The following is a 26,215-nucleotide window of genomic DNA, read 5'->3' as shown; positions in this document are numbered from 1 at the left end:
TTCGGTATGGCTGTGTTTTTACAGGGCGGGGCGCCAACATTCGCCTACGCGCGGTAAGTTTCTGGCCATGCCACGTGGACGTCACCGCCATTCCCCGCCACTGCACAGGCTGTTGCCTCCCTCGGCGATCGCAGGCGTCTCGCTCATCTGTGCCTTCGGTCCCTGGGTGTTCTCGGATCCCGCCGTGCTCCGCGTCGTCGCCGCCGTCGCCGCGGCCACCGCGGTCGTGGGGGCCGCCGTCCTGCGTCGCTGGGACACGTACGCCGGGAAACAGGTCGCCGACCTCACACGCGCGCGGGCGAGCGACGAGTGGCGCTTCGAGGAACGGGTCGCCGAGCTGGAGACCGACCTCGACGAATCGCGTGAGCTGCGCGGCAAGCTGGAGAAGCGGCTGCGGGCCAAGCGCACCGAACTGGCCGGCCTGCGCAACGAGCACGCCGCGCTGCTGCGCCGTTACGCCACGGCGGAGACCGAGCGGGCCAGCGCCCTGGAGGGCCGCCGGCTGCTGGAGATGGAGAGCACGGCCGATCCCGAGCCGCACGCGCTGCCCGCCGCGGGCGCGGAGGAGGAGAGCCGGACGGAGACCGGGGTCTCCGGGACGCCCGAGAGCGCCGAGACCCCCGAGGCCGTCGGTACCAGGGCCCCGGCGGCCTTCTCCCCGGAGGGGGCGCAGCTGTACGCGCGGGCGCGGTCGGCGCTGGCGAAGCTCGACCCGGAGGCGGCCGCGGCCGCCTCCGGCGCGGGGGAGCCCGTGAAGGTCGCGTCCGGCAAGGCCGGTGGCGAGGACTCCGCCCAGGAGGACGAGGCCGAGGGGCAGCTTGAGGCGGCCGACGAGCACACGCGCGCGGTCGCCCCCCACCCGGCCGACGGGACCGACGAGGCCGCCACGGCCGAGGACACGCCGGGGCGCACCGCCGCAGCCGAGCCGGCCGCCGCCGAGCGTCCCGCCCCGACCGGCGCCGGCCGTGCCGTCTCCGGGGGCGGGTCCGTGGCTGCGACCGGGGGCTCCGGGCGCGCCGCTTCCGGGCGCACCGGCTCCACGGGCGTCGGCTCCACGGCTTCTGTCTCCGGAACCGTCGCCGCCGAGCCCGCCGCTGCCGAGTCCGTCACCGGGCGCTCCGTTGCGGCTCCGGCCGCCGCCGGCCGCGCCGCCACCCAGCCCGCCGGCTCCACGGCTTCGGGCTCCGGAACCGTCGCCGCCGAGCCCGCCGCTGCCGGGACCGGGGCCGCCGGTGGTGCCTCCGCCCTGTCCGCCGCGCTCGTTCCGCGGCCCGCCGCGCCGGTGGTGCGGCCGGCCGGGCACTTCACCGTGCCCACCGCCGTGGCCGTCGTACCCGCCGCCCAGCCGGTACGGCGTCCCACGGCCGAGGGCGGGTTCGACTTCTTCGGCACCAAGAGCGCGACCCCGGACGCGCTGGACGCGGTGCAGAACGAGGACCTCGCCGACGTCGTCGGCCAGGAGGCGCTCGCGCTGCACAAGGCCGAGGCCGAGGCCGAGTTCAAGCCGGCCGGCGAGGAGGCACGCGGCGTCGGCCAGGTGATCGACCTGACCGCGCACGACGAGACCGAGGTGATCGACCTCCAGAGCCTGCGCAGCGCGGTGTCCTGACCCGGCGTCACCCGTCGCGTCGCCACCCCTGGCGCTCCTGAGGGCCGTGCGGACACCGCACGGCCCTTCGGTTCGTCCTCCTCACGCCATCCAGCGGTCGGGCCGGGCGTCCCGGCGGCCGGTGCGGGACCGCTCGGCCTGGGCGCGGAGCAGCTCCGCGGCCTCCTGAGCGTCCCTCAGGCGGGCGGTGACGGTCTTTCCGGCTCCCGTGTCCACCCGGACGGCGGCGAGCCGCCACAGCCGCTGCCAGGGGCCCTGCGTCAGCCGTACGCTCTGGACCTTGGCGTGGGGCACGAGGGCGAGGCTGCGGTGCAGCAGTCCGTGCCGGGTGGCGAACACGGCGTCCGTGACCGCGATGCCGTACCCCCGCCACCACAGCGGCACGCACCGTCCGGCCCGGCGCGGCGGGCGCGCCAGTGAGTCCGCCGCGGGCACGGTCACCCCGGGCAGCACGCGCGCGACGACCGCCTCCGCGACCGCGCGCGGGGCGACCGGCACGAGCACGGAGTTGGCCGAGCCCGCCACGTCCAGCTCCACGCGCACCCAGCCGCGGCGCCGCCACAGCAGCGGCTGCACGATCCGCACGGTCTGCACCCGCCCCGGCGGCACCGTCTCGTGCGTGCGGTCCAGCAGCCCCCGGTCGATGCGCAGGCCGTCCGGGGACTCGGCGACCGTCCAGTCGTACTCGCCCACGAACCGCCCGGCGCTGCGCGCGCCCGCCGCGCCGAGCAGCGGCAGGCCGGTCGCGAGGACCGTCACCACGCTGTGGGTGAGCAGCCACAGGACGGGCGGGACGACGAGGGCGACGGCGACGGCACCCCAGGCCGAACCGGTCAGCACCAGCGCGACCAGCAGCTCGCGCGCGGGGACGCGCAGCAGTTCGCGGGCCGGCGCCTCGCCGACCTCGTGCGCCGTCTCGGGGGCGAAGCCCGCCGCCCGCGCGAGCAGTTCGGCCCTGAGCGCGCGTGCCTCGTCGTCGCCGAGGAAGGCGAGTTCGTCCTTCTTCTCGGCGCCGACGACATCGAGCCGCAGCTTCGCCACACCGGCCAGGCGGGCGAGCAGCGGCTGGGTCACGTCGATCGCCTGGATGCGCTCCAGACGGATGTGCGCGGTGCGCCGGAAGACCAGGCCGGTGCGGATGCGCAGTTCGCCGTCGGTCACCGAGAAGTGGGTGAACCACCAGCTCAGGAAGCCGTACGCGGCCGACGCCGGGACCAGGACGGCGAGCGCGATCAGCAGGGTCGTCGTGGTCAGCCGGGTGAGCTGCTCCTGTGCCTGGTGGGGGTCGTGCACCGCCCAGCCGACGAGCACCGCGACCGGGGCCCAGGCGCGCCGGAACGGGGTGACGGGGTGCAGCCGGCGCTCGGCGACGGCCGCCCGCTCCGCCGCCGCGGGGACGTCGCCCTCGACGCCCTGGGCGGTCACAGGCCCGCCGATCGGGCCTCGCCGAGCTCGCTGAGCCGGTCGCGCAGCCGTTCCGCCTCGGCCGGGTCGAGCCCCGGGATCGTCGCGTCGGTGGCGGCGGCCGCGGTGTGGAGCTGGACGCTGGCGAGCCCGAAGTGCCGTTCGACGGGCCCGGAGGTCACCTCGACCAGCTGCATGCGGCCGTACGGCACGATGGTCTCCTCGCGCCACAGCACCCCCCGGCTGATCAGCAGGTCGTCGGCGCGCTCGGCGTACCGCCAGGAGCGCCAGTTGCGGCCGAGGAGCACCCAGCCCCAGCCGATCCCGGCCAGCGGCAGCAGCGCCAGGGCGGCCCACGCGGGGCCCACCCACAGGCCGAGCACCAGCCCGACGGCGACGGCGGCGAGCCCCAGCCACACCACCAGCAGCAGTCGTCGCATCCGTAGCAGTCCCGGCGGCAGCGCGGTCCACGCGGCAGCGGCCTCGTCGGCCCCCGCTCCGGCCTCGGTCGTCCTGGTGCCCCCCGGGCTCCCCGTTTCCATACCGCCAGCGTACGTAGGGGAGACTGGTGCCATGACTCCCACGACGGAGACCACGGTCGGGATCGGCGGCGCCGCGGAGAGCACCGACATGGTGCTCAACATCGGCCCCCAGCATCCCTCCACGCACGGTGTGCTGCGGCTGAAGCTGGTGCTGGACGGCGAGCGCATCCGGCACGCCGAGCCGGTGATCGGCTATATGCACCGGGGCGCGGAGAAGCTGTTCGAGGCGCGCGACTACCGGCAGATCGTCATGCTGGCCAACCGCCACGACTGGCTGTCGGCGTTCTCGAACGAGCTGGGCGTGGTCCTCGCGGTGGAGCGGATGCTCGGCATGGAGGTCCCCGAGCGGGCGGTCTGGACGCGCACGCTGCTCGCCGAGCTGAACCGGGTGCTCAACCACCTGATGTTCCTGGGCTCGTACCCGCTGGAGCTGGGCGGCATCACACCGGTCTTCTACGCGTTCCGCGAGCGCGAGGTCCTCCAGAACGTGATGGAGGAGGTCTCCGGCGGGCGGATGCACTACATGTTCAACCGGGTCGGCGGCCTGAAGGAGGACCTGCCGGCCGGCTGGGCCTCCCGCGCGCGGAGCGCCGTCGCCGCCGTCCGCTCGCGCATGGACGTCTTCGACGACCTCGTCCTCGGCAACGAGATCTTCCGGGGGCGCACCCGCGCGGTGGGCGTGCTCTCGGCCGACGCCGTGCACGCGTACGGCGTGAGCGGGCCGATCGCGCGCGCCTCGGGCGTCGACTTCGACCTGCGGCGCGACGAGCCCTATCTCGCGTACGGGGAGCTCCAGGACGTCCTGGAGGTGGTGACCCGTGAGGAGGGCGACTGTCTCGCCCGGTTCGAGTGCCTGCTCGCGCAGACCCACAACGCGCTCGACCTCGCGGACGCCTGCCTGGACCGGCTGGCGCAGCTGCCGCCCGGCCCGATCAACCAGCGGCTCCCCAAGGTCCTCAAGGCGCCCGAGGGGCACACGTACGCGTGGACCGAGAATCCCCTCGGCATCAACGGCTACTACCTCGTCAGCAAGGGCGAGAAGACGCCGTACCGCCTGAAGCTGCGCTCGGCGTCCTACAACAACATCCAGGCCCTCACCGAGCTGCTGCCGGGCACCCTGGTCGCGGACATGGTGGCCATCCTGGGGTCGATGTTCTTCGTGGTCGGGGACATCGACAAGTAGGCGGCCCGTAGGCGGCCCGCAGACGGGACTTCGCGGACACGGCCTAAAGGAGTACGTCGCGCAGTCCCACCGGCTGGAGCAGCCAGCCGAAGTCGCCGAGTCCGCCCGGCGCGGTGAGCTCGGCGGCCTCCCCGGCGCCCGCGAGGGCGCGGACGTAGGCGGCGGGGTCGGTGGAGGCCAGCGAGAGCGGGGGGCGCGCGCCCGCGACGCCCAGGGCGTGCAGGGCGGCGCGCTGGGTGAGCAGCCGGGCGCCCGGCAGGGCGCAGGCGTCCAGGGCGACATGGGCCGTGAGGTCGCACGAGCCGTCCGGCACGGGGGCCGTCCCGCGTCCCTCCCGGAAACCGGCGAGCGTGCCGAACGGGGGGCGGGCGTCCGCCGTGTGGGCGTAGTCCACGGCCACCGCGAGCCCGCGCGCGACGGATGCGACGGTGGACGCCCAGGCGCTGTCCCGCGGCAGCCCGATCTCGGCCCGCAGCCCCGGCTCGTCCGGCAGCGGCCACCAGCGCGCCAGCCACCGCGCCTCGGGCCCGGAGACCGGCTCCCCGAGGCGTTCGGTGCCGTCCGGTCGTACGAGGACCAGCCGGGGCACCCCCGCGGGGTCGACCTCGGCGACCTCCAGCGGCACGTTGTCGAGCCACTCGTTGGCGAACAGCAGCCCGGTGATGCCGGGCGGGGGCGTGGGGAGCCACTCGATCCGGAGGGCCAGTCCGGGCGGGCGGGCGGCGAGCTCGACGGCGTACGCGCGCGTGCGCGCCGCCACCTCGGCGGGGAGCGCGGCGAGGACGCCGGTGACGAGCTCGCCCCGGCCGGCGGCCATGTCGACGAAGTCCAGCCGCTCGGGCCGCCCCAGCGCCTCGTCGACCCGGCACAGCAGCCGGGCGACGGCGCCGGCGAAGAGGGGCGAGGCGTGCACGGACGTACGGAAGTGGCCGGCCGGGCCCTCGGGCCGCCGGTAGAAGCCGTGCGGGCCGTACAGCGCGTCCTCGGCCGCCGCCCGCCACCCGCGCCACCCGCGCCAGCCGCCCGGGGTGCCTGGGTCGCCTGGGTCGCCGGGGGCGCTCACTTCGTGCGTCATCCGGTCAGACTAGGCGTACAGGTGATCACGGCCTCCACCTTGCGGAGTATGCGCGGCGGGACCGGATCGGCCCTTCGGCTGACCCCCGCACACACGGCGCTTCCCTACGCTGGGTTACGTGCAGCGCCTCTATGACTTCCTCCGCAGACACCCGACCGGGGTGGACTGCTTCTGGGCCGTGGTCCTGTTCGGGATCACCGCGGCTGCCGGAACCGCGGGTCAGGACCGGGGCGGCACCGACTCCCTGGCGCTGCTCGTGCCGGTCGTCGCCCTCCTGTGCCTGGTCATCGCGCTGCGCCGGCTCATGCCGGAGAAGATGCTGGTGCTGGCCGCCGCGCTCGGCGTGGCCCAGCTCGTGCTGAACGTCGGGGTCACGGCCGCCGACTTCGCCCTGCTGGTGATCGTCTACACGGTCGCCGCCACGGGCGCCCGCTGGGCGTCCCGGCTGGCCCTGGCCATGTCCCTGAGCGCCGCCACGCTGGCGCAGGTGAGGTGGCCGCACGAGCACGCGAGCGTGCCGGGCCAGTTCGCGGTCATCGTCTTCCAGACCGTGCCGTTCGCGCTGGCCTGGGTGCTCGGCGACTCGATCCGCACCCGGCGGGCGTACTTCGCGCAGCTGGAGGAGCGCAACGCGCGGCTGGAGAAGGAGCGCGAGGCGCAGGCCAAGGTCGCCGTCGCCGCCGAGCGCGCCCGCATCGCGCGGGAGCTGCACGACGTCGTCGCGCACAACGTCTCGGTGATGGTGGTGCAGGCCGACGGCGCCGCGTACGTCCTCGACGCCGCGCCCGACCAGGCGAAGAAGGCCCTGGAGACGATCTCCTCCACCGGCCGGCAGGCCCTCGCGGAGATGCGCCGGCTGCTGGGCGTCCTGCGTACCGGGGAGCACCAGGAGGGCGGGGAGTACGTGCCGCAGCCGGACGTGGAGCAGATCGACGACCTCGTGCAGCAGTGCCGTGGCTCGGGGCTGCCGGTCGACTTCAAGATCGAGGGCACCCCGCGGCCGCTGCCCAGCGGCGTCGAGCTCACCGCGTACCGGATCGTGCAGGAGGCGCTGACGAACACGCGCAAGCACGGCGGGCCCAACGCGGGGGCGAGCGTACGGCTGGTCTACTTCGACGACGGTCTGGGGCTGCTCGTCGAGGACGACGGCAAGGGCGCGCCGCACGAGCTGTACGAGGAGGGCGGCGCCGACGGCCAGGGCCACGGTCTGATCGGCATGCGGGAGCGGGTCGGCATGGTCGGCGGCACGCTGGACGCGGGCCCGCGCCCGGGCGGAGGATTCCGCATCAGCGTCCTGCTCCCGCTCAAACCGGCGCATTGACGCCGACGCACGCCCTTCGTTGACACCTGTCACGCCCCCGACGCCCCGACCTTCAGAAGCCCGGAAGACCCGGAAGATCCGGAAGACCGGGAAGACCCGGAAGATCCGGAAGACATGGAAGAGGACCTCATGACGATCCGCGTGATGCTCGTCGACGACCAGGTGCTGCTGCGCACCGGGTTCCGGATGGTGCTCGCCGCCCAGCCGGACATGGAGGTCGTGGCGGAGGCGGGCGACGGCGTCGAGGCCCTTCAGGTGGTGCGCTCCACGGACGTCGACGTGGTCCTGATGGATGTGCGCATGCCGAAGCTGGACGGGGTCGAGGCCACCCGGCGGATCTGCGCGGAGCCCGAACCGCCGAAGGTGCTGATCCTGACCACCTTCGACCTGGACGAGTACGCGTTCTCCGGGCTGAAGGCGGGCGCCTCCGGCTTCATGCTCAAGGACGTGCCGCCCGGGGAACTGCTCGCCGCGATCCGCTCGGTGCACAGCGGCGACGCCGTGGTCGCGCCCTCCACCACGCGCCGCCTCCTCGACCGGTTCGCGCCGATGCTGCCCAGCGCCGGCAAGGAGCCCCGGCACCAGGGGCTGGAGCGGCTCACCGACCGTGAGCGCGAGGTGATGGTGCTGGTCGCGCAGGGGTTGTCCAACGGGGAGATCGCCGCCCGGCTGGTGCTGTCCGAGGCGACCGTGAAGACCCATGTCGGCCGCATCCTGACCAAGCTGGGGCTGCGCGACCGGGTGCAGGTGGTGGTGCTGGCGTACGAGACGGGCCTGGTGCGGGCCGGCGGACACGGCTGACCCGGGCGGGGCCCGTCGCGGGGTGCCGGGGGGCGTCCGCGGGGTCCTCGGGACCGCCGGGGCGCTCGGGCGCCGGTCAGCGCAGGAGCCCCTCCAGGAAGTCGCTGCCCAGCCGGGCCACCACCGTCACGTCCAGCTGGTGCAGGACGTACCGGCCGCGGCGGCGGGTCGTGATGAGGGAGGCCTTCTTGAGGACGCCGAGGTGGCGGGATATCTCGGGGGCCGTCATGCCCAGGGACTGGGCCATCTCGCTCGTGGTGTAGGCGCTGCGGGCGAGCAGCCGGCAGATCCGCATCCGGACGGGGTGGGAGAGCGCGGTGATGCGCAGTGTCAGCTGCTCGACCGAGGGCGGCGAGGCCAGTTCGGGGGAGCCGACCGGGTAGTGCAGGACCGGCTGCCAGCCGTACCGGTGCAGGACCATCAGATGCGGCCAGCCCAGGCTGGTCGGGACGAGCAGGAGGCCGCCGTCCCCCGTGGCCGTGCGGCCGTGGGCCATCTTGTCCACCGAGATCAGCGTCCCGCCCTCGTCCAGTGACACGGCGGAGGAGACCGAGGTGAGCGCTTCCGCCAGGCCCTTGCGGCGCAGCAGGTCCGTCTTGTGGCGGGCGTCGGCGGCGAGCGGGAGGCTCACCCGGGCCCAGACGTCGGCGAAGAACGCCTCGTCGCAGTCCCGGAGGAACTGCCGCAGCCAGGCGCGCACCCCGGGCGGGTCGTCGAGCAGCCGCCGGGTGAAGTGCACCTGGCGGGGACCGCGCGAGGCCGCCAGGTCCAGGGCGCGGCGGTGCTGGGCGGGGTCGGCGAGGACGTCGAGGCCGGGCGCGTCGTACCCGGGGGTGCACATGAATTCCGTCGCGGCGTTCACGAACTGTTCGTCCGTGAGTTTGTCGAGGAGGTCCAGTTCCTCGGTGAGGGTGGCGCCGGGCAGCGCGTCGCGCCCCGGGAGGCCGGCGTAGGGCAGGAAGAGGTCGGAGAACGTCGTCCGCCACAGGAAGTCCGCCTCGCACATCCGGTCGGCGAGATACGGGTCCAGGCGGGCGGTGACCCCGGTGACCCAGCCCTGGAGACCGGGGTGGTGTCCGGGCTCGGAGAGCGCGTGCAGGGCCATGCCGAGCTCGGCCAGGGGCGAGGGCACGACGGTGACCCGCTCCGGCCGCAGCCCCGTGATGTCGATGCGGACGCTCATGCCCTCATGGTGCACCCCGCCACCGACGACCCGGCTCCCGATTGACGGCAGCCGTCAATCGGGAGCCGGGAGCCGGGGCGCGGGTGAGGTCAGTTCACGCCGTCGAGCTTCGCCCGCTGCTCCGCCGTCAGCTCCAGGTCGACCGCCGCCAGGCTGTCGTTCAACTGTTCGATCGAGGAGGCGCCGACCAGTGGCAGGATCGGGATGTCGCCGCCGAGCAGCCACGCCAGTACGACCTGGTTGACGCTCGCGCCGGTCTCCTCGGCCACCTCGCGCGCCGCCTGGAGCCGGGGCTGCGTGCCCGCGTGCTCGAAGCCCGGGCCGAGCGGCTTGTCGTCGCGGACGTACGCCCCCGACAGCAGCGGGGAGTAGGCGACCTGGGTGAGGGAGGGGTGGGCGCGGACGTAGCTGAGCAGGTCGGCGCTGACCAGGCCCTGGTTGCCGTCGGGCGAGCGCAGGCTCGGGATGTCGGCGCGCTGGCGGAGGTAGCTGTGGTGGTGCTGGAGGACCTCGTAGCCCGGCAGGCCTGCCGCCTTGGCCAGATTGCGGGCGGCCTCGATCCGCCAGGCCCAGTGGTTGCTCGCGCCGAGCAGGCCGGCGACGCCGTCGGCGACGACCTCGCCGAAGCCCTGGACGGTCTCCTCCAGGGGGGTCTTCTCGTCCATGATGTGCGCGTACAGCAGGTGGATGCGCTCGATCCCGAGCCGCTCCCTGCTGCGCTCGGCGGATTCCCGGATGGTCTTGGCCGAAAGTCCCTCGACATCCAGGCTGAAACCGCTCGACGGGGCGTTCGGGCGGGCGCCGAGTTTCGTGGCGAAGGTGATCTCGTCGCCGATACCCCGGCTGCGGATCCAGCGGCCGAGGAGTTCCTCGCTCTCGCCGCCCTGGGTGCCGCCCACCCAGAAGGCGTAATTGTTGGACGTGTCGATGAAGGTGCCGCCGGCCTCGACGAAACGGTCGAGGAGGGCGAAGGAGGTCGCTTCGTCGGTCACCGTCCCGAAGAGCATGGAGCCGAGGCTCAGCACACTCACCTCACGGCGGGTGGCCGGGTCGCTGCCGATGACGCGGTATTTCATGAGAGTCCTCTTCGGGGATTCCGGGTGATCGGTTCAGGAATTGATGATTCCGGAATCGGTGATTCCGGCTTGGGGGCGAGAGTCGGCGAGGGATTCGGCGATGGTCCGCACGAGGGCGTCCAGGTGCGGCACGAGGAAGAAGTGGCCGCCCTCGTAGGTGTGGAGGGCGAACTCGTCGGTCGTGTGCGTGGCCCAGGCCCGGGCCATGGGGGCGTCCACGCGCGGGTCCACGTCCCCGATGAACGCGGTGACGGGGCAGTCGAGCGGGGGCGCGCCCCGGTAGCGGTAGGTCTCGGTGGCGACGTAGTCGCTGCGCACCGCCGGGAGGATCGCCGCGAGCAGCTCGGGGTTGTCCAGCATCCGGGTGTCGGTGCCGCCGAGGAGTTTCATGTCGGCGATCAGCTTCTCGTCGCTCGCCCGGTGCACCGAGCCGGGCGCGGGCACGGAGGGCGCGCGCCGCCCCGACACGAACAGGGCGCGCGGCCGGCGCCCGGCGGCGTGCAGCCGGGCGCCCACCTCGAAGGCGAGCGTGGCGCCCATGCTGTGCCCGAACAGGGCGTACGGTTCCTCGGCCCACTCGGCGATCTCGGCGGCGACGGTGTCGGCCAGCTCGTGCAGATCCTCCACGCAGGGTTCGTGGAACCGCTCCTGGCGGCCCGGATACTGCACGACCAGCACCTCGACCCCGGGCGCGAGCCGCGCGGAGAACGGGTGGAAGAAGGCGGCGTTGCCCCCGGCGTGCGGAAACACGAACAGCCGTACGGCGTGGGGTGCGGCGGCATGAAAACACCGCAACCACGGAGTACGCGGCCCCCGGCCCCGCCCGGCCGGCCGCACGGCCGGGGGAGACGCGCCGGCCACCCGCTCGGCTGCGACGACCCCGGAGGTCCGCGTGACCCCGCCGGTCCCTGGAACCCCAACCGTCCCTGGAACCCCAACCGTCCCTGGAACCCCAACCGTCCCCGGGATCTGGGCGGTCCCCGGGACCTGGGCGCTCCCCGCACCCCCAGCCGTCCCCGTAACACCCGTCACCCCGTTGATCCTGCTCACCCCGTTTCCCCCGCCCCCGCCCCCGGCCTGGGAGAGCGGTTGCGGCGGCGGGCCGTGATCGGGACGTGTTTCCAGCCCGAGACGAAGTTGGAGGCCAGGCGTTCCGGGGTGCCCGCCGGGCGGAAGGTGTCGAAGCGGGTGAGGAGTTCCTCGAAGAGGATGCGCAGGGTGACACGGGCCACGCTGTGGCCGATGCAGTAGTGCGGGCCGATGCCGAAGGCGATGTGCTTGTTGGGCCTGCGGCGGATGTCGAAGGTGCCCGCGTCGGGGAAGACGGCGTCGTCGCGGTTGGCGGAGCCGAGCCAGACGACCACCGCGTCACCGGCGCTGACCTTGGTGTTCCTGACCTCGACGTCCCGGGTGGCGTACCGCAGGAAGTGGTTGACGGGCGAGGCCCAGCGCAGTGCCTCCTCGGTGGCGGAGGGGGTGAGCTCGGGGTGCGCGGCCCAGTCCTCCAGGACGCCCCGCTCGATGAACTCCGCCATCACGTAGTTGGGGGAGTGCGGGGTGGTGACGTTCGCCCCGAGCAGCAGGCTGTAGCAGTTCGCGACGATCTCGCCGGGGTCCATGTGGCGGCCCTCGAACTCGGTGGAGATCAGCACGCTGAGCAGGTCGTCGCCGAGGTTCTGCCGACGGAAGCGCATCAGGTCCTGGAAGTAGGCGAACAGATCGCGGTGGGCGCGCTCCAGGGTGGCGGCCTTGCCGCCCGGGTCCTGGTACTCGGGGTCGTCGGCGGCGATGCAGATCGTCGTCAGCCGGCTGAGCCAGGCCCAGTCGGCCGAGGGCAGGCCCATCATCGTGCCGGTCACGGACATCGGCATGGCCAGCATGGCCTCGGCGAAGTCGAACGTACCGCCGTCGCCGAGCGGGGATATCAGGTCCACGACCAGCGGCCTGATCATGTCCTTCTGCCGCTCCACGGCCTTGACGGCGAGGGCCTTCTTCAGCCGGGTCTGCATCTCGGTGTGGCGCGGCGGGTCGGTGACGGCGAGCTGTTTCCCGCCGGCCGGGTCGTCGGTGCCGAGCAGGTCGAGCATGGTGCCGCGCTCGGAGGTGAAGGTCTCGGTGTCCCGCAGGACGCGTTCGGCGTCGTGGAAGCCGACGATGTTCCAGAACCCGCGCCGGTCGTCGACCTCCTGGCGGGTCAGGGTCTCCTGGTTCCGCATCCACCGCCAGACGGCGTGCGCGTCGCCCCCGCTGTACAGCCACGGGTCGACGAGATCGGCCGTCGCCCCCTGGTGCACGGGGCATCCGGAAATCGCTGCGTCGGGTCGGGCGGCGTCATGGACTTTCAAGGGGTCGTCCTTTCGTCCGGTGAGGATGCCGCGAGTCAACGTACACGACAGGTGTCCGATGAAGCTTAATTATTTGATGAACTGTTTACGGTGTTTGCGTGAGCGCAATGATTTGGACATGTTCAGCATTGAATTGATTTTCCGCCATCTGGCCAAAAACTGGTGACTGGGAACCGATCGGCAGGTCCGAGGGGGTGCCATCCGTTGATCAGTATGCCTGCCGGGAGGGCCTTGACATGTTCATCGTGGGCTGCCTACGGTAATTCAGCCATTGAGCGGCGCCCGCCGTTCTGGCCGTGTCGGAATCGCATTTTGCTTTCCATTCGTTTGCGCACCGTTTTACCGCATGCTCTTCGCGGCCCTGGTAAGCGTTTTCAGTTCACATGAGTTTCGGGGGAATCTCGCGTGTTGTCCGTTTGGTACCCGGCCACCCGCATGCAGCAGGGCCTGTGGGTCCTCGACCGCGACGAGCTGCAGCGCCCCACCCAGCTCGTGCCGTCCGTCGTGGAGTTCACCGGCGAGGTGGACCACGGGCACCTCGTCGAGGCCGCCCGGCTCACCCTCGCCCGCCACCCGTCCCTGCGGGCCCGCTTCCGCTTCGACCTCGGCGCGCGCCGGGTCGAGTACCGCACCGACGGCGAACCCGGCACCGCCCTGCTGCGCGACGCCGAGGCCGAGGGGCTCACCGAGGCCGAGGTCGACGCGTACGTACGGACGCTGTGCGGCACCCCGTTCGACCTGGCCGCCGACGCACCCGCCCGGGCGGTCGTCGTACGGCTCGACGCCCGGCGCACCCTGCTGGTCCTCGTCTCCCACCACATCGTCGTCGACGGACTGTCCCGCACGATGCTCCTCGAAGAGATCTTCACCGTCTACCGGGCCCGGCTCGCCGGCACCGTCCCGCGGCTGAGCGACCCGCCGCACCCCGCCTCCGTCGTCGCCGAACGCCCGCCTGAGGAGATCGCCGCCCAGGTCGACGAGGTCGTCGAACGGCTGAAGGGCGCCCCCGTCGACGTGGTCCTGCCCTTCGAGCGCGGCGCCGGCGGCGACCTGGAGGCCGCCCGGCTCGGCGCCACCGTCACCACTCGCCTGGACGCCGACCGCACGGCGAAGGCCCTGGCGGTCGCCGCCGAGGAGGGCTGTACGACGTTCATGCTCGGCGTCGCCCTGCTCTCCGCGACCCTGGCCAGGAACAGCGGACAGCGCGACTTCCTGATCGCCTTCGCCTGGCCCGGCCGCGACCACCCCGACGCCGGGGACGTCATCGGCATGTTCATCACCACCGTGGTGCTGCGGATCACCCTGGAGCCCGACACCACCTGGCGGGACCTGCTCGGCGCCGCCCGGATCGCCGCCATGGAGGCGTTCATGGACGCCGACGTGCCCCTGGACGCGCTCGCCGCCCGCCTCAACCCCGACCGCACCCGGCTCTGGCCGCCTCTCACCCCGGTCCTGCTCAACCTGGACGACGCCCCCCACACCCCCGTGCTCGCCCCCGGTGTCACCGGCCGGCTGCGTCCGCTCGACCCCCTCTACGTCAAGTACGACCTCGCCGCGTTCGTCCGCGTCACGGACGGCGCCGAGGGACGGCGGCTGGAGCTCTCCCTCGACCACCCGACGGACGTCACCGACCCCATGGCCGTGTCCGCCTTCCTGACGGATCTGCGGCGCAGTGCCGCGGACCTTGCCACCTCACCGGAGGAACCCGTGCTGGAACAGCCCGCCCGGACCATCGACCTGGACGACCCGGAGGAGCGGCTCGCCCTCGTGCGGTCCGTGTGGCGTGAGGTCCTCGGCATCGAGGACACCGCCGACGACCCCGACGACGACATCAGCTTCTTCGAGTCCGGAGGCGACTCCCTGCTCCTCGTGGTCCTGGTGGAGCGCCTCAGCCAGGCCTCCGGACGGACCCTGCGCACCATCGACCTGTTCCGCTCCGCCACGGTCGGCGGCCAGGCCGACCTGCTCGCGAAGCCCGCCGAGGCCCTCTGATGGCGTCGGCCCGCGAAGCGCTGGCCGTCTCCGTCCTCGGCGACGGGGCGGACCCGGCCGGCTTCGCCACGGAGACGTTCCTCTCCCTCGGCGGTGACTCGCTGCGGGCCATGCGCCTGGCCGCCCTCGCCCAGGAACGGCTCGGCCTGCGCATCCCCGTGCTCGACCTCCTCGGCGGGCGCCCGCTCGCCGAGGTGCTCGCCGAGGCGCGGGCCGGACAGCCCGCCGAGGCCGCCCACGACACCCCCCGGCGGGACGACGACGGAGCCCTCTCACCCGCCCAGCGCGGTATGTGGCTCATCGAGCGGGTGGCCGGCGGCTCGCCGTACAACCTCGTCTTCACCGCGTTCACCGAGGACGGCGGGCGGATCGACCGCGGCGCCCTCGCCAAGGCGCTCGCCGAGACCGCCGCCCGCCACGAGGGCCTGCGCACCGTCTTCCGGGAGAGCACCGGCGACGGCGAGGACGACGTCGTACGGGAACTGCTCGCCGAGCACGTCCCGCAGCTGACGGAGATCGCGCACGAGGGACCGGCCGAGGAGTTCGAGGCGTTCGTGCGCCGCGAGGGCGCCGCACAGGGCCGCCGGCCCTTCGACCTGTCCGCCGCGCCCGCCTGGCGGCTGCTGCACTTCACGCACCCGGCGGGCCGGGACGCGATCGTGCTCGCCGCGCACCACATGGTCCTCGACGGCCGGGCGGTCGGTCTGCTGCTGCGCGAGCTGTCCGCCCGGCACGCCGCGCTCACCGGCACCGGGCCGGAACCGGACGCCGGCGAGGCCCCGCCCCTTCGGCTGCTGACGGACCGCCAGGAGAGCCTGCGCGCCCGGGGCGTGTGGGACACCCAGGCCGAGTTCTGGAAGGGGTACCTGGACGGGGCGCCCACCACCCTGGAACTCCCCGCCGACCGGCCGCGCCCCGCCCTCCAGGACGCCACGGGCGAACGCACCGGCCTCGACCTCGGACCGGCCCTGTCCGCCGCCGTCACCGAGCGGGCCCGCACGCTCGGCGTCACCCCGTACGCCTTCCTGCTCGGCGCGTTCGCCCTCGCCCTCGGCCGCCGCACCGGGGCGCGCAGTCTGCTCGTCGGCGTGCCGCTGCTCGGCCGGCAGAGCGCCGGGCTGGACCTGCTGATCGCCGTCGCGGGCAACCTCGTACCGGTCCGCGTCGACCTCGACGACGACGCGAGCCCCGCCGAGTACCTGCGCTCCGTGCACACCTCGCTCGGCCGCGCCATCGACGCGGGCGACCTCCCCTTCGAGGAACTGGTCACCCGACTCGGCGTCGAACGCAGCCTCGGCTGCCACCCGCTCGTCCAGGTCTGCTTCGGCATGCACGACCAGCTCGTACCCCGAACCCTCGATGCGGGCACCGCGCGGCTGCGGGTCGAGGAGGGGCACGGCGGCGGCTCCCAGTTCGACCTGACCCTGCTCATCGGGCACTCCGACCCCGCCTACGCGGGCCACGTCGAGTACGCCACCGCCGTGTGGACCGAGACCGAGACCCGCGCCTTCGTCGCCGACTTCCTGGCCGGCGCCGAGGAACTCGCCACCGGGGACGCGTCACGGCTGGAGGACGTGCGCTGCCTCTCCGCCGACGGCCACGCCCGGCTCACCGCCCTCAACGCCACCCGCGCCGACTTCCCCGGCACGTCCCTCGACGCCCTGTTCCGCGCGGCCGCCGCCCGCACCCCCGACGCCGTCGCCGTACGGGACGCCACGGCCGCCCTCACCTACGCCCAGCTCGCCGCCGCGGCCGGGGAACAGGCGCGGCTGCTGCGCGCCGCCGGGGTCGGCGCCGGGGACCGGGTGCTGGTCGGCGTGGAGCGCTCGGTCGCCGAGGCCGTCGCCGTCCTCGGCGTGCTCTGGGCGGGCGCCGCCTACGTCGGGGTCGAACAGGGCGCCACCGACGCCCACCTGGCGAGGATCGTGACCCGCGCCGCACCCTCCGCCGCGCTGGTCGGCCCGCCGGACGGCGCGGCGGCCGCCCGCTTCCGGGCCCTCGGCGCCGAGCCGGTGCCGGTGTGGGACCCCACGTGGAAGCCCGCTCCCGACGCTCCGGAACCCGCCGCGGAGGACCCCTCCCGCCTGGCCTACGTCGCCTTCACCTCCGGTTCCACGGGGGAGCCCAAGGGCGTCGCCGTGCCGCACCGGGCCGTGATCCGGCTGGTGCACGAGGCCGACTTCGTCCGGCTCGGCCCCGGGGAGCGGATGCTGCGGCTGTCGCCGCTCGCGTTCGACGCCTCCACGCTGGAGGTGTGGGGCGCCCTGCTGACCGGCGCCGCCCTGGAGGTGCACCCGGCGGGCCTCGCCTCGCCCACCGAACTCGGGGCGTTCCTGCGCGAGCGCGAGATCACCGTCGCCTGGCTGACGGCCGGGCTGTTCCGGCTCGTGGAGGAGTTCGCCCCCGACGCGCTCGGCGGCCTCGGGCAGCTGCTGACCGGCGGGGACGTCGTCCCGCACGAGCACACCGCCCGCGCCCTCGCCCGCCATCCCGGCCTCGTCGTCACCAACGGCTACGGCCCCACCGAGAACACCACCTTCACCACCACCCACTCCGTCTCCTCGCCCGACGAGGTCGACGGCCCGCTGCCCATCGGCCGCCCAGTGCCCGGCACGCGCGTGTACGTCCTGGACGCCCGCCGCAGGCTGCTGCCGCCCGGCGCGGTCGGCGAGCTGTACGCGGCGGGCGAGGGCCTCGCCGACGGCTACCTCGGCGACCCCGACGAGACGGCCCGCTCCTTCGGGACGTTCTCACCCGACGTCCCCGAGCGGCTCTACCGCACCGGTGACCTTGTACGCCTCGACTCCCGCGGCCGGCTGACCTTCCTCGGCCGCGCCGACGACCAGGTCAAGCTGCGCGGCTACCGGGTCGAGCTCAGCGCCATCGCCGACGTGCTGTGCGGCCACCCGGCCGTGCAGGACGCCGTCGTGCTGGTCACCGAGGGGGACAGCGCCGACAAGCGGCTTCTCGCCGCGGTGGTCCCGGCGCCGGGCGCCTCCCTCGCCGCCACCGACCTGCGCTCCCTGCTCCAGCGGCAGCTGCCCGCGTACATGGTCCCCACCCTGTGGACGCTCGTGGACGGCATCCCCGTCACCGCCAACGGCAAGGTCGACCGGCGCGCCCTCGCCGCCTCCGCGGTCCCCGCCGGACAGGCCGAGCGGACCGCCGCCGACCCCGGGGCGGCCCTGACCGCGCGGATCGCCGAGCTGTTCGCCGAACTCGCCGAGGACGCCGAGGCCGGGGACATCGACGCCGACACCGACTTCTTCATGGTGGGCGGCAACTCCCTGGGCGCCGTACGCCTCATGCGCAAGGTCAAGGAGCACCTCGGCACGACCGTCCGGCTCCGCGACTTCCTGCTCTCGCCGACCCCGGCGGGCCTCAGGGCGCTCGTCGAGAAGGAGGCCGGCGGCGCGTGAACGCCACACCCCCGCTCGCGTGGGACGAGGACCTCGACTGCTGGGTGGTCGCCGATCCGCGGCTCGCCCGGCAGGTCCTCCACCACCCCGGCTTCACATCCGGGACGTTCGAGCGATCCTTCCAGCTCTACATGCCCGAGGCGGTCCGCGAGGAGTACCGCGAGCTCACCGAGTTCCTGCGGCTGTGGTTCGTGCAGACCGACGCCCCCGAGCACACCGCGCTGCGCCGCCCCGTGCAGCGCCTGCTGTCCGCCTCCTACGTCCGCTCCCTCGCGCCCCGCGTCGAGGAGATCACCGACGCGTGCCTGGACGCGCTGGCCGCGGGCCCGCCGTACGACGTCGTCCCGGCCGTCGCCGACGGGATCTCCGGCCGCGTGATGGCGCACGTCGTCGGGATCGCCGAACCCCCGGAGACCCTGCACCGCTGGGCGCGCACCCTGTCGCTGTTCATCGGCGCCATGTACCGCCGCGACCACGCGGCCGAGGCCCACCGCACGATGGGGGAGATGACCGAGGCGCTCTCGCGCGCCGACGCCCCCAAGTCCTTCCCGCAGGAGACCGCCGAGGACCGCGCCCGCACCACCGCGACGTGGGCGATGAACCTCTTCGGCGGCCTGGAGACCACCTCCTCGCTCCTCGCGTCGACCGTCATGGACGCCCTGGCCGAGCCGGCGGTCTGGGACGCCGTACGGGCGCAACGGCCCGGTGCGGCCGAGGAGTTCGTCGAACGGGTGCTGCAACGCCGGCCGCCGCTCAGGCACCTGGGCCGGGTCGTGGCGTACGACCAGGAGCTCGCCGGGGAGTCGATGCGCGCCGGCGACCTGGTGCTGGTGAGCCTCACCGGCGAGGCGCTGCTCGACGGGACGGGTGGCAGCGGTGCCTGTCCTGTCACCGGCGACCAGCACCTCGTCTTCGGCTTCGGCCCGCACTACTGCGTGGGCGCGCCCCTGGCCCGCCTGGAGGCCGCCGTCCTGCTGCGCCGCTTCGCCGCCCGCTTCCCGGACGCCCGGCTCGCCGCCGAGACCCCCGAGTGGGGCCCCAACCTGTCGTACGTGGGTCTCGACCACCTCTACGTCGAGCTGGGGGTGTGAGCGTGCCGAGCGCAGCACAGGGCGCGGTGGCCGTCGTCGGCATGGCCTGCCGGCTGCCCGGGGCCGAGGACGTGGAACGGTACTGGGCGCTGCTCGGCGCCGGGGCCGACGGCATCAGCCGCCCCGCACCGGAGGAGCTGATCGCGCGCGGCGCCGACCCGGCGTACGTCCGCCGGGAGAACTTCGTGCCCGCGATGGGCGTGATCGCCGGCTCCCGCCGCTTCGACCACGCGTACTTCTCCTACAGCCGCGCCGAGGCCGCCGCCACCGACCCGCAGCAGCGGGTCTTCCTGGAGGCCGCGGTCACCGCCTTCGACGACGCCGGACTCGACCCGACCCGCTTCCGGGGGCGCGTCGGGGTGTACGCCGGTGCCGACCGGGTGGGCGAGCACCTCGGCCCCGACCTGGGCGAACTCGCCCGCTACATCGGCCGGGAGAAGGACTTCCTCGCCACCCGCGCCGCCTACAAACTCGGGCTGCGCGGCCCCGCGCTCACCGTGCAGACCGCCTGCTCCACCTCACTCACCGCCACCCACCTCGCCGTGCGCGCCCTCCTCGGCGGCGAGTGCGACGCGGCGCTCGCGGGCGGTGTCACCGTGATGCCCGACGGCGAGTGGGGCTACCTCTTCGAGCCCGGCGGCATCCTCTCGCCCGACGGCCGCTGCCGGCCCTTCGACGAGCACGCGGCGGGCACGGTCCCCAGCGAAGGCGTCGCCGTGGTCGTCCTCAAACGGCTCGCGGACGCGCAGCGCGACGGCGACCGGATCGCCGCCGTGATCACCGGCAGCGCCGTCAACAACGACGGCTCCGACAAGATGGCCTTCACCGCGCCCTCCCCGGCCGGCCAGAGCGAGGTGATCCGCGCCGCACAGACCGTGGCGGGCATCGACCCCGCCGACCTCGACTACATCGAGGCCCACGGCACCGCGACCCGGCTCGGCGACCCGGTGGAGGTCCAGGCGCTCACCGAGGTCTTCGGCCGCCCCGCGCCGGGCCGTACGCGGTGCGCGCTCGGCGCCGTCAAGGGCAACATCGGACACACCGGCGCGGCCTCCGGGGTCGCCGGGCTGATCAAGACCGCGCTGATGCTGGAACGCCGCAGGCTGGTGCCCACGGCGCACTACACCCGGCCCAACCCCCTGCTGGAACTGGACGGTTCGCCGTTCCGGATCGTGGACCGGGCCGAGCCGTGGCAGGCGCCCCGCGCCGCCGCCGTCAGCTCCTTCGGCGTCGGCGGCACCAACGCCCACGTCGTCCTCACCGCCGCCCCCCGCACCACCCCCCGGCCCGTCCGCCCCGGCCCACGCCCCCTGCTGCTCTCGGCAGCGGCACCGCGGGCACTGGGCGAACTGGCCGGCCTCCTCGCCGACACCCTCGGCCCGTCCGGAGCCGAGGCGGCCGGTGGGCCGGCCGCGGCCGCTCCGACCGTCGCTCAGGCCGCCCGGACGCTCGCCGCGCGACGGAGGTACAAGCACCGGGCGGCCGTCGTGGCGGGCGACCCCGAGCAGGCCGTACGGCTGCTGCGCTCGGTCGCCGGGCGCGAGGCGCGCCGGGAGGCGGGCGCCAGGCCGCGCAGGCTCGGCAAGGTCGCCTTCCTCCTCCCCGGCCAGGGCACCCTGCGGCACGCCGCCGGCGCCGCCGCGCACCACGCGCTCCCCGGCTTCCGGACCGCCTTCGACACGATTGCCGCGCACGTGCGGGACGCCCACGGCATCGACCTGTCCCCCGCCGTCGACCCCGGGGCGGGCGCCTCCGAGGGCTGGTTCGCGGACACCGTGCACCAGCAGCTCGCCCTGCTGGCCCTCGGGCACGCCTTCGGCAGCCAGCTCAAGGAGTGGGGCGTCCGGCCCGCCGCGCTGCTCGGGCACAGCGTCGGCGAGTACACGGCCGCCGCCCTCGCCGGGGTCTGGTCCCCGCAGGACGCCGCCGACGTGGTGCACCTGCGGGCCCGCGCCATGGCGGACACCGAGCCCGGCCGCATGGTCGGCGTCACCGGCGACGCCCGGGAGATCGCCGCCCGGCTCCCCGCCGACGGAGAGGTCACCGTCGCCGTGGAGGGCCCGGGGACCGTCGTGCTGTCCGGACCCGGGAACACCCTGACGGACCTGCTGGCGGGCCCCGCGCTGGCGGGCCTGCCGATCACGCCGGTGCACACCCGGCGCGCCTTCCACTCGAAGGCCATGGAACCGGCAGCCGAGGCGGTGCGGACCCACCTGTCGTCGGTGCCCGCCCGCCCGCCCCGGCTGCCCTTGATCTCCAACACCACCGGCGACCGCGCCGACCCGGACCGGGTGACCCGGCCCGACTACTGGGCCACCCAGCTCCGCAGCCCGGTCCTGCTCGCCCGCGCCATGGACACCCTCCTCGCCTCCGGCTGCACGACGTACGTCGAACTCGGCCCCGGCAGCTCGATGCTCGGCGGACTGCGCCGCAGCGCCGGCTGGGACGCCGCCGCCTTCACCGCCGTACGTCTGACCGGACGGCCCGGCGAACCCGCCGAGGACGCCCTGCTGGCGGCGCTCGCCACCCTGTGGGAACTGGGCGCCGACCGCGCCCTCGACGACGTGCTGGAGCCGGCCGGACCCGGGGCGGAGCGGATCTCGCTGCCCGGGTACCGGTTCCAGGGGGAGGACCCGCAGGGGCAGGGGCAGCGGCCGTCCGTGAGGGCGGAGGCGGAGGCGGGGGCGTCCGCGCGCCCCCCGGCACCGGCAGCCGCCCCGGCCCCGGCGCCCGTCCCCGCCCCGCACGCGCCCGTCACCGCCCCGGTCGCCGGCCGAGGCCTGCGCCCCCTCCTCGCCGACCTCTGGTGCCGCACCCTCGGTGCCCCCGAAGCCCGGGACGAGGACGACTTCTTCGTGCTGGGCGGCGAGTCGCTGATGGCCGTGGGCCTGATGTCCGCCGTCCGGGAGCGCACCGGTCACGCCCCGTCCGTCACCGACTTCTCCCGCAGGTCCACCTTCGGAGACCTCGTGGCGGCCGTCGTCGCGGCCGCCGCCGAGGCACCCCCGGTGCCCGGGGTCGCCACCCTCGCCGAGGGACGGCCCGGCGAGCGCCCGCTGTTCCTGGTCAGCGACGCCGTCGGCACCGCGCTCCCGTACCGGGACCTCGCCGCCGCCCTCGCCGCCGCCGGCTGCGGCCGGCCGGTGCTGGGGCTGGAGGACGCCGACGACCCCCGGGGCACCCCGCGCACGGTCGCCGCCCTCGCCGCCGCCCACCTCACCGCGCTGCTGCGGGCCCGCCCGGAGGGGCCGTACACGCTCGGCGGCTGGTCCTACGGCGCCGTCGTCGCCCATGAACTGGCCCGGCAGCTCATCCGGCGCGGCGAGCAGGTCGACGTCCTGCTGTGCCTGGACGGGTTCGTGCCCGACACCGCCGGACTGCCCGTCGGCCTCGCTCCCGACTTCCTGCGCGCCGGGCTGCGGCACCGGGCCGAGGCCGCCCTCGGCGTCGGCCCGCTCGGCCGGCGGCTGCGCGGGGAGCCGGAGCTGCGGCGGCGGTTCGCGGCCCGGCAGACCGCCCTGCTGCGCCACCGGCCGCGCCCGCTGCCCTGCCGCGCGGTCCTGTTCACGGCGGCCGAGGGGCTCGCGCCGGACGGTCCGGACCGGCTGCGGTCCCGGCTGGCCGGGCTGTACGGCGGGGGGCTGCGGGTGGAGCGGGTCCCGGGTGACCACTGGTCGATGCTCGCCCCGCCCCACGCGGGCCCCCTCGCGGCCAGGCTCCTCGCGGTGCTGGACGAGAAACGGAGTGACCATGGCTGAGGCGATCACCGAGGACGAGGCGCAGGCCCGCCCGCGGGAGCCGAAACCGCTGCTGCGCAACGCCGACTTCCAGGCGCTGTGGACCAGTGAGGCGTTCGCCGCGCTGGCCAAGGAGACCGCCGAGGTCGCCTACCCGCTGCTGATCCTCGCCACGGGCGGCTCAGCGTTCTACGCGGGTGCCGTCGGCTCCGCCCAGCTCGTCACGGCCAGCCTGATGTCGATCCCCGGCGGCACGCTCGCCGACCGGGTCGACCGGCGGCTGCTGCTGATCGTGTGCAACATGGTGCGCGTCGTCCTGCTCGGACTGCTGGCGCTCCTCGTCTCCACCGGGCACACCCACCCCGTCGTCATCCTCGCCGTGGCCGTCGGCTCGGCGGCCTGCCTCGGCGTCTCCAACCCGACCGGACTCGCCGTCATCAAGCAGCTGGTGCCGCCCTCGCAGCTGACCCAGGCCACCGCGCAGAACCAGGTCCGGTACTTCGCGGCCACCATGGGCGGGCCCCCGGCCGGCGGGTCGCTGTTCGCCCTCGCGCGCGCCTTCCCGTTCCTGACGGCGGCCCTGTCGTTCCTGGTGTCGTCCGCGCTGCTGCTGTTCATCCGCAAGCCCCTGAAGGTGGAGAACCTGGGGCCCGGCGAGAAGCGCAACGCCGCCGAGGGCTTCCGCTTCCTGGCCCGGCAGCCCGTCCTGCGGCTGCTGATCGTCTGGATCATGGGCTCGAACATGGCGTTCACCCACACCGGGGTCTTCCTCGCGCTGATCGCCACCGCCGAGAGCCGCGGCGCCTCCGCCACCTTCACCGGTCTGCTGCTGTCCATCGCCGGCATCGGCGGGGTGGTCGGCTCGCTCCTGGCCGGCCCGATCATCAAACGGGTGCCGCCGCCGGTGCTGTTCCTGGCCGCCGCCTGGATCGGCCCGGTCGCCGCCGTCCTGCTCGCCAACGTCTCCGGGCTCGTCCCCCTCGGCGTCATCGTCGCCTGCGTCTTCCTGCGCGGGCCCATCACCAGCGCCCTGTTCCTCGCCTACCTCGCGGCGATGGCCCCCGACCGGACCCAGGGCCGGGTGCTCGGCGCCGTGATGTTCATGTCGATGGTGGCCGCGCCGCTCGGCGTGTTCGGCGTCGGCGCCCTCTTCGACCTGGCCGGACCCACCGCGGTCTTCACGGCCATGGGCATCGTCTCGGGCCTGGCCGCCCTGCCCACGCTCAGCCCCCGCATCCGCAAGCTCGCCCCGCCGGAGGAGTACGCCGTCACCGACACGGCGCAGACGTCCGGCGCCCCGACCTCCAAGGAGACGTGATGCCCGCCGACGCCCCCCGGCAGCCCGCCGCACCCGCCGCCGTCCCGGCGAACGGTCCGCAGGAGCCGGCCGCCACCTCGGCTCCCACGCCCCCCGTCCCGGCCCCCGCCCTCGCCACGCTCGTCGGTGTCGCGGCCGGCGGCGAGCGCCTCCCCCCGGAGTTCTTCACCCGCCCCGACCCGGCGCCCGGCGCCACCCACGCCGCCAACACCCGCCTGCGCGCCACCGGTTGCCCGGTCCACGCCATCGACTACCCGCCGGGCGGCGACGCCTACGTGGTCTCCGCCTACGACACCGCGCTCCGGGCGTTCGGCGACCCGAGGCTCTCCAAGTCCGTGGACAACGCGCCCGGCTGGTTCCGCGACCTCCTCAAGGACAGCAGCCCGGTCCTCATCCGCAACATGATCACCGCGGACGCGCCCGAGCACACCCGGCTGCGCCGACTGGTCAGCCGCGCCTTCGTGCCGCGCCGGATGGCCCTGCTGCGGCCCCGCATCCAGGAGATCACCGACGAACTCATCGACGCGCTGCCCCCGTCGGGCGAGATCGACCTGATGGAGTTCGCGTTCACCCTGCCCATGCGGGTCATCTGCGAGTTCCTCGGCGTCCCCATCGAGGACCGGCCCGACCTGCACGCCTGGGGCCACTGGCTGAGCGGCGCCCCCTTCGCCGACGAGGAGTCGAACCGGCAGCTGAAGACAGCCAGCGACAGCATCGAGCAGTACCTGATCGGGCTGCTCGACCGGCGCCGCGCCGAGGGACTCGGCGAGGACCTGGTCTCCATCCTGCTGCGGGCCGCCGACGAGGAGGACGTCTTCACCAACGACGAACTCGTCTCCACCCTCGTCCTGCTGATCATCGCCGGCCACAAGACCACCGCCAACCTCATCGGCAACGGCTTCCAGGCCCTGTTCCGCTTCCCCGACCAGCTCGCGCTGCTGCGCGACCGGCCCGAGCTGGTGGAGTCGGCGGTCGAGGAGTTCCTGCGCTTCGAACCGCCCGTCTACCGCGGCACCCTGCGCGTGGCCACCGAGGACATGGAACTCGACGGCTGCCCGATCCCCCGCGAGGGCTTCGTCCACATCCTCATGGACTCCGCCAACCGCGACCCCGAGGCCTTCGAGAACCCCGACCGCCTCGACATCACCCGCGCCAACAACCGGCACTTCGCGTTCGGACACGGCGCCCACTTCTGCGTCGGCGCCCCCCTCTCCCGCGTCGAGGGCTCCGTCGCCTTCCCGACCCTGCTGCGCCGCCTGGCCGGCCTCGAACTCGCCGTCCCGCACGACGAGCTGGAGTGGGTCTTCGACAACTCCACCAGCCGGGGCCTGAGGAGACTGCCCGTGCGCTACACGGCCCGACGGGCCGCCGATCCGGAAGGGGCGGGCCGATGACCGCGCGCACGACCCTGGTCTGCCTGCCCTTCGCGGGGGCCGGCGCCTCCTTCTTCCGCCCCTGGCAGCGGGTCGCGGGCGACGGCCTGACGATCCTGCCGCTCCAACTGCCCGGCCGGGAACGCCGTATCGACGAGGAACCGCACACCGAGGCCCGCACGGCGGTCGAGGGCCTGTACGGCGACCTGCGCGCCGCCCTCGACGCCGACCCCGCGCTGCCCCGCCGGATCGCCCTGTTCGGACACAGCCTCGGCGCCGTCCTCGCCTACGACCTGGCCCACCGTCTCGTCGCCGACCCCGGGGACACCACCGTCGTCCGCCTCTTCGCCAGCGGCTGCCCGCACCCCGCCGAACAGCGCACCCGGCGCGCCACCGGCCTGCCCGACGACGCGTTCCTCGCCCGGGTCCACGAGTTCGCCGGGTACAGCCACGAGGCCCTCGACGACCCGGAGATGCGCGAGCTGATCCTGCCGACGCTCCGCGCCGACGTGCAGATGCACGAGAACTACGCGCCGTCCACCGACCTGCCGCTGCCCGTCCCGCTCACCGTGCTCCGCGGCAGCCACGACGAACTCGTCAGCGGCGAGGAGGCGGCGGCCTGGGAGAAGGCCGCGGGGGCCGGCTTCCGGTCCGTGGAGCTGTCCGGCGGCCACATGTACCTGACCGCGTCGGCGCCGGAGCTGCTGGCCGTCGTCGCCGCCCACCTGCACTGAGCCGAGGGAGCG

18 protein-coding genes are annotated in these 26,215 nt (G+C 74.4%); 11 read left to right on the top strand and 7 right to left on the bottom strand.

The features are described from left to right. Positions 1-166 precede the first annotated feature (166 nt). Positions 167-1,609, top strand: coding sequence for a hypothetical protein (locus U5640_RS19455; RefSeq protein WP_340377032.1), 1,443 nt, complete (start codon positions 167-169; stop codon positions 1,607-1,609). 81 nt (positions 1,610-1,690) lie between these two features. On the opposite strand, the gene U5640_RS19450 is transcribed toward U5640_RS19455, so the two are convergent. Further along, entirely contained in the window at positions 1,691-3,034 is a 1,344-nt protein-coding gene (locus tag U5640_RS19450; protein ID WP_340377031.1) for a PH domain-containing protein, read from the bottom strand. Continuing rightward, positions 3,031-3,555 carry a PH domain-containing protein gene (locus U5640_RS19445; protein ID WP_340377030.1) on the bottom strand — a complete coding sequence of 175 codons (525 nt, stop codon included), beginning with the start codon at positions 3,553-3,555 and terminating at the stop codon, positions 3,031-3,033. The genes U5640_RS19450 and U5640_RS19445 overlap by 4 nt, the downstream gene beginning before the upstream one ends. A gap of 31 nt (positions 3,556-3,586) precedes the next feature. On the opposite strand from U5640_RS19445, the gene U5640_RS19440 reads away from it, so the two are divergent. Next, positions 3,587-4,738, top strand: a complete 1,152-nt coding sequence (locus U5640_RS19440; protein ID WP_340377029.1) for an NADH-quinone oxidoreductase subunit D — start codon at positions 3,587-3,589, stop codon at positions 4,736-4,738. Between the two features lie 43 nt (positions 4,739-4,781). Here the strand turns inward: U5640_RS19440 and U5640_RS19435 are convergent, their stop codons facing one another. After that, positions 4,782-5,813 (bottom strand): SAM-dependent methyltransferase, encoded by a 1,032-nt coding sequence (locus tag U5640_RS19435; protein WP_340377028.1) that lies wholly within the window; start codon positions 5,811-5,813, stop codon positions 4,782-4,784. A gap of 118 nt (positions 5,814-5,931) precedes the next feature. Here U5640_RS19435 and U5640_RS19430 point away from each other — a divergent pair, with 118 nt between their 5' ends. Beyond that, positions 5,932-7,134 carry a sensor histidine kinase gene (locus U5640_RS19430; RefSeq protein WP_340377027.1) on the top strand — a complete coding sequence of 401 codons (1,203 nt, stop codon included), beginning with the start codon at positions 5,932-5,934 and terminating at the stop codon, positions 7,132-7,134. 129 nt (positions 7,135-7,263) lie between these two features. Then, the gene (locus U5640_RS19425) at positions 7,264-7,935 is read left to right on the top strand and encodes a response regulator transcription factor (protein WP_340377026.1); all 672 of its coding nucleotides are present in this window, start codon (positions 7,264-7,266) and stop codon (positions 7,933-7,935) included. A 76-nt stretch (positions 7,936-8,011) separates the two neighbouring features. Here the strand turns inward: U5640_RS19425 and U5640_RS19420 are convergent, their stop codons facing one another. From U5640_RS19420 to U5640_RS19405, 4 genes are all read right to left on the bottom strand, one after another. Continuing rightward, on the bottom strand, positions 8,012-9,118 hold the full coding sequence (locus U5640_RS19420; protein WP_340377025.1) for a DUF5937 family protein: 1,107 nt from the start codon (positions 9,116-9,118) through the stop codon (positions 8,012-8,014). 89 nt (positions 9,119-9,207) lie between these two features. Continuing rightward, positions 9,208-10,194 carry an aldo/keto reductase gene (locus tag U5640_RS19415; RefSeq protein ID WP_340377024.1) on the bottom strand — a complete coding sequence of 329 codons (987 nt, stop codon included), beginning with the start codon at positions 10,192-10,194 and terminating at the stop codon, positions 9,208-9,210. 33 nt (positions 10,195-10,227) lie between these two features. Next, the gene (locus tag U5640_RS19410; protein WP_340377023.1) at positions 10,228-10,989 is read right to left on the bottom strand and encodes an alpha/beta fold hydrolase; all 762 of its coding nucleotides are present in this window, start codon (positions 10,987-10,989) and stop codon (positions 10,228-10,230) included. 251 nt (positions 10,990-11,240) lie between these two features. Further along, entirely contained in the window at positions 11,241-12,488 is a 1,248-nt protein-coding gene (locus U5640_RS19405) for a cytochrome P450 (protein ID WP_340377022.1), read from the bottom strand. A gap of 456 nt (positions 12,489-12,944) precedes the next feature. On the opposite strand from U5640_RS19405, the gene U5640_RS19400 reads away from it, so the two are divergent. The 7 genes from U5640_RS19400 to U5640_RS19370 are packed head-to-tail and all read left to right on the top strand — an operon-like array spanning position 12,945 to position 26,203. Next, complete coding sequence (locus U5640_RS19400; protein WP_340377021.1) at positions 12,945-14,531, top strand: condensation domain-containing protein; 1,587 nt, start codon at positions 12,945-12,947, stop codon at positions 14,529-14,531. Further along, entirely contained in the window at positions 14,531-17,950 is a 3,420-nt protein-coding gene (locus U5640_RS19395; RefSeq protein WP_340377020.1) for an amino acid adenylation domain-containing protein, read from the top strand. Before U5640_RS19400 ends, U5640_RS19395 begins: the two co-directional genes overlap by 1 nt. Next, complete coding sequence (locus U5640_RS19390) at positions 17,947-19,041, top strand: cytochrome P450 (protein WP_340377019.1); 1,095 nt, start codon at positions 17,947-17,949, stop codon at positions 19,039-19,041. The genes U5640_RS19395 and U5640_RS19390 overlap by 4 nt, the downstream gene beginning before the upstream one ends. A gap of 2 nt (positions 19,042-19,043) precedes the next feature. Then, the gene (locus U5640_RS19385; protein ID WP_340377018.1) at positions 19,044-22,799 is read left to right on the top strand and encodes a beta-ketoacyl synthase N-terminal-like domain-containing protein; all 3,756 of its coding nucleotides are present in this window, start codon (positions 19,044-19,046) and stop codon (positions 22,797-22,799) included. After that, complete coding sequence (locus tag U5640_RS19380; protein ID WP_340377017.1) at positions 22,792-24,096, top strand: MFS transporter; 1,305 nt, start codon at positions 22,792-22,794, stop codon at positions 24,094-24,096. The genes U5640_RS19385 and U5640_RS19380 overlap by 8 nt, the downstream gene beginning before the upstream one ends. Continuing rightward, positions 24,096-25,490 (top strand): cytochrome P450, encoded by a 1,395-nt coding sequence (locus tag U5640_RS19375; protein WP_340377016.1) that lies wholly within the window; start codon positions 24,096-24,098, stop codon positions 25,488-25,490. The genes U5640_RS19380 and U5640_RS19375 overlap by 1 nt, the downstream gene beginning before the upstream one ends. Beyond that, a complete protein-coding gene (locus tag U5640_RS19370; protein WP_340377015.1) occupies positions 25,487-26,203 on the top strand; it encodes an alpha/beta fold hydrolase in 717 nt (238 codons plus the stop codon). The genes U5640_RS19375 and U5640_RS19370 overlap by 4 nt, the downstream gene beginning before the upstream one ends. Positions 26,204-26,215: the final 12 nt, after the last annotated feature.

Origin of the sequence: Streptomyces sp. SS7 (genome assembly GCF_037993025.1) — a bacterium.
In the GTDB taxonomy this organism is placed as follows: domain Bacteria; phylum Actinomycetota; class Actinomycetes; order Streptomycetales; family Streptomycetaceae; genus Streptomyces.
Note: the sequence above shows the minus strand (reverse complement) of the source record. Positions and strands in the feature narration are given on the sequence as shown.

Excerpts from the sequence above, each read along its gene's own strand:
- U5640_RS19445 (WP_340377030.1), bottom strand. The coding sequence starts at position 3,555 with ATGGAAACGGGGAGCCCGGGGGGCACCAGGACGACCGAGGCCGGAGCG.
- U5640_RS19440 (WP_340377029.1), top strand. The coding sequence starts at position 3,587 with ATGACTCCCACGACGGAGACCACGGTCGGGATCGGCGGCGCCGCGGAG.
- U5640_RS19435 (WP_340377028.1), bottom strand. The coding sequence starts at position 5,813 with ATGACGCACGAAGTGAGCGCCCCCGGCGACCCAGGCGACCCAGGCACC.
- U5640_RS19425 (WP_340377026.1), top strand. The coding sequence starts at position 7,264 with ATGACGATCCGCGTGATGCTCGTCGACGACCAGGTGCTGCTGCGCACC.
- U5640_RS19420 (WP_340377025.1), bottom strand. The coding sequence starts at position 9,118 with ATGAGCGTCCGCATCGACATCACGGGGCTGCGGCCGGAGCGGGTCACC.
- U5640_RS19415 (WP_340377024.1), bottom strand. The coding sequence starts at position 10,194 with ATGAAATACCGCGTCATCGGCAGCGACCCGGCCACCCGCCGTGAGGTG.
- U5640_RS19395 (WP_340377020.1), top strand. The coding sequence starts at position 14,531 with ATGGCGTCGGCCCGCGAAGCGCTGGCCGTCTCCGTCCTCGGCGACGGG.
- U5640_RS19380 (WP_340377017.1), top strand. The coding sequence starts at position 22,792 with ATGGCTGAGGCGATCACCGAGGACGAGGCGCAGGCCCGCCCGCGGGAG.
- U5640_RS19375 (WP_340377016.1), top strand. The coding sequence starts at position 24,096 with ATGCCCGCCGACGCCCCCCGGCAGCCCGCCGCACCCGCCGCCGTCCCG.
- U5640_RS19370 (WP_340377015.1), top strand. The coding sequence starts at position 25,487 with ATGACCGCGCGCACGACCCTGGTCTGCCTGCCCTTCGCGGGGGCCGGC.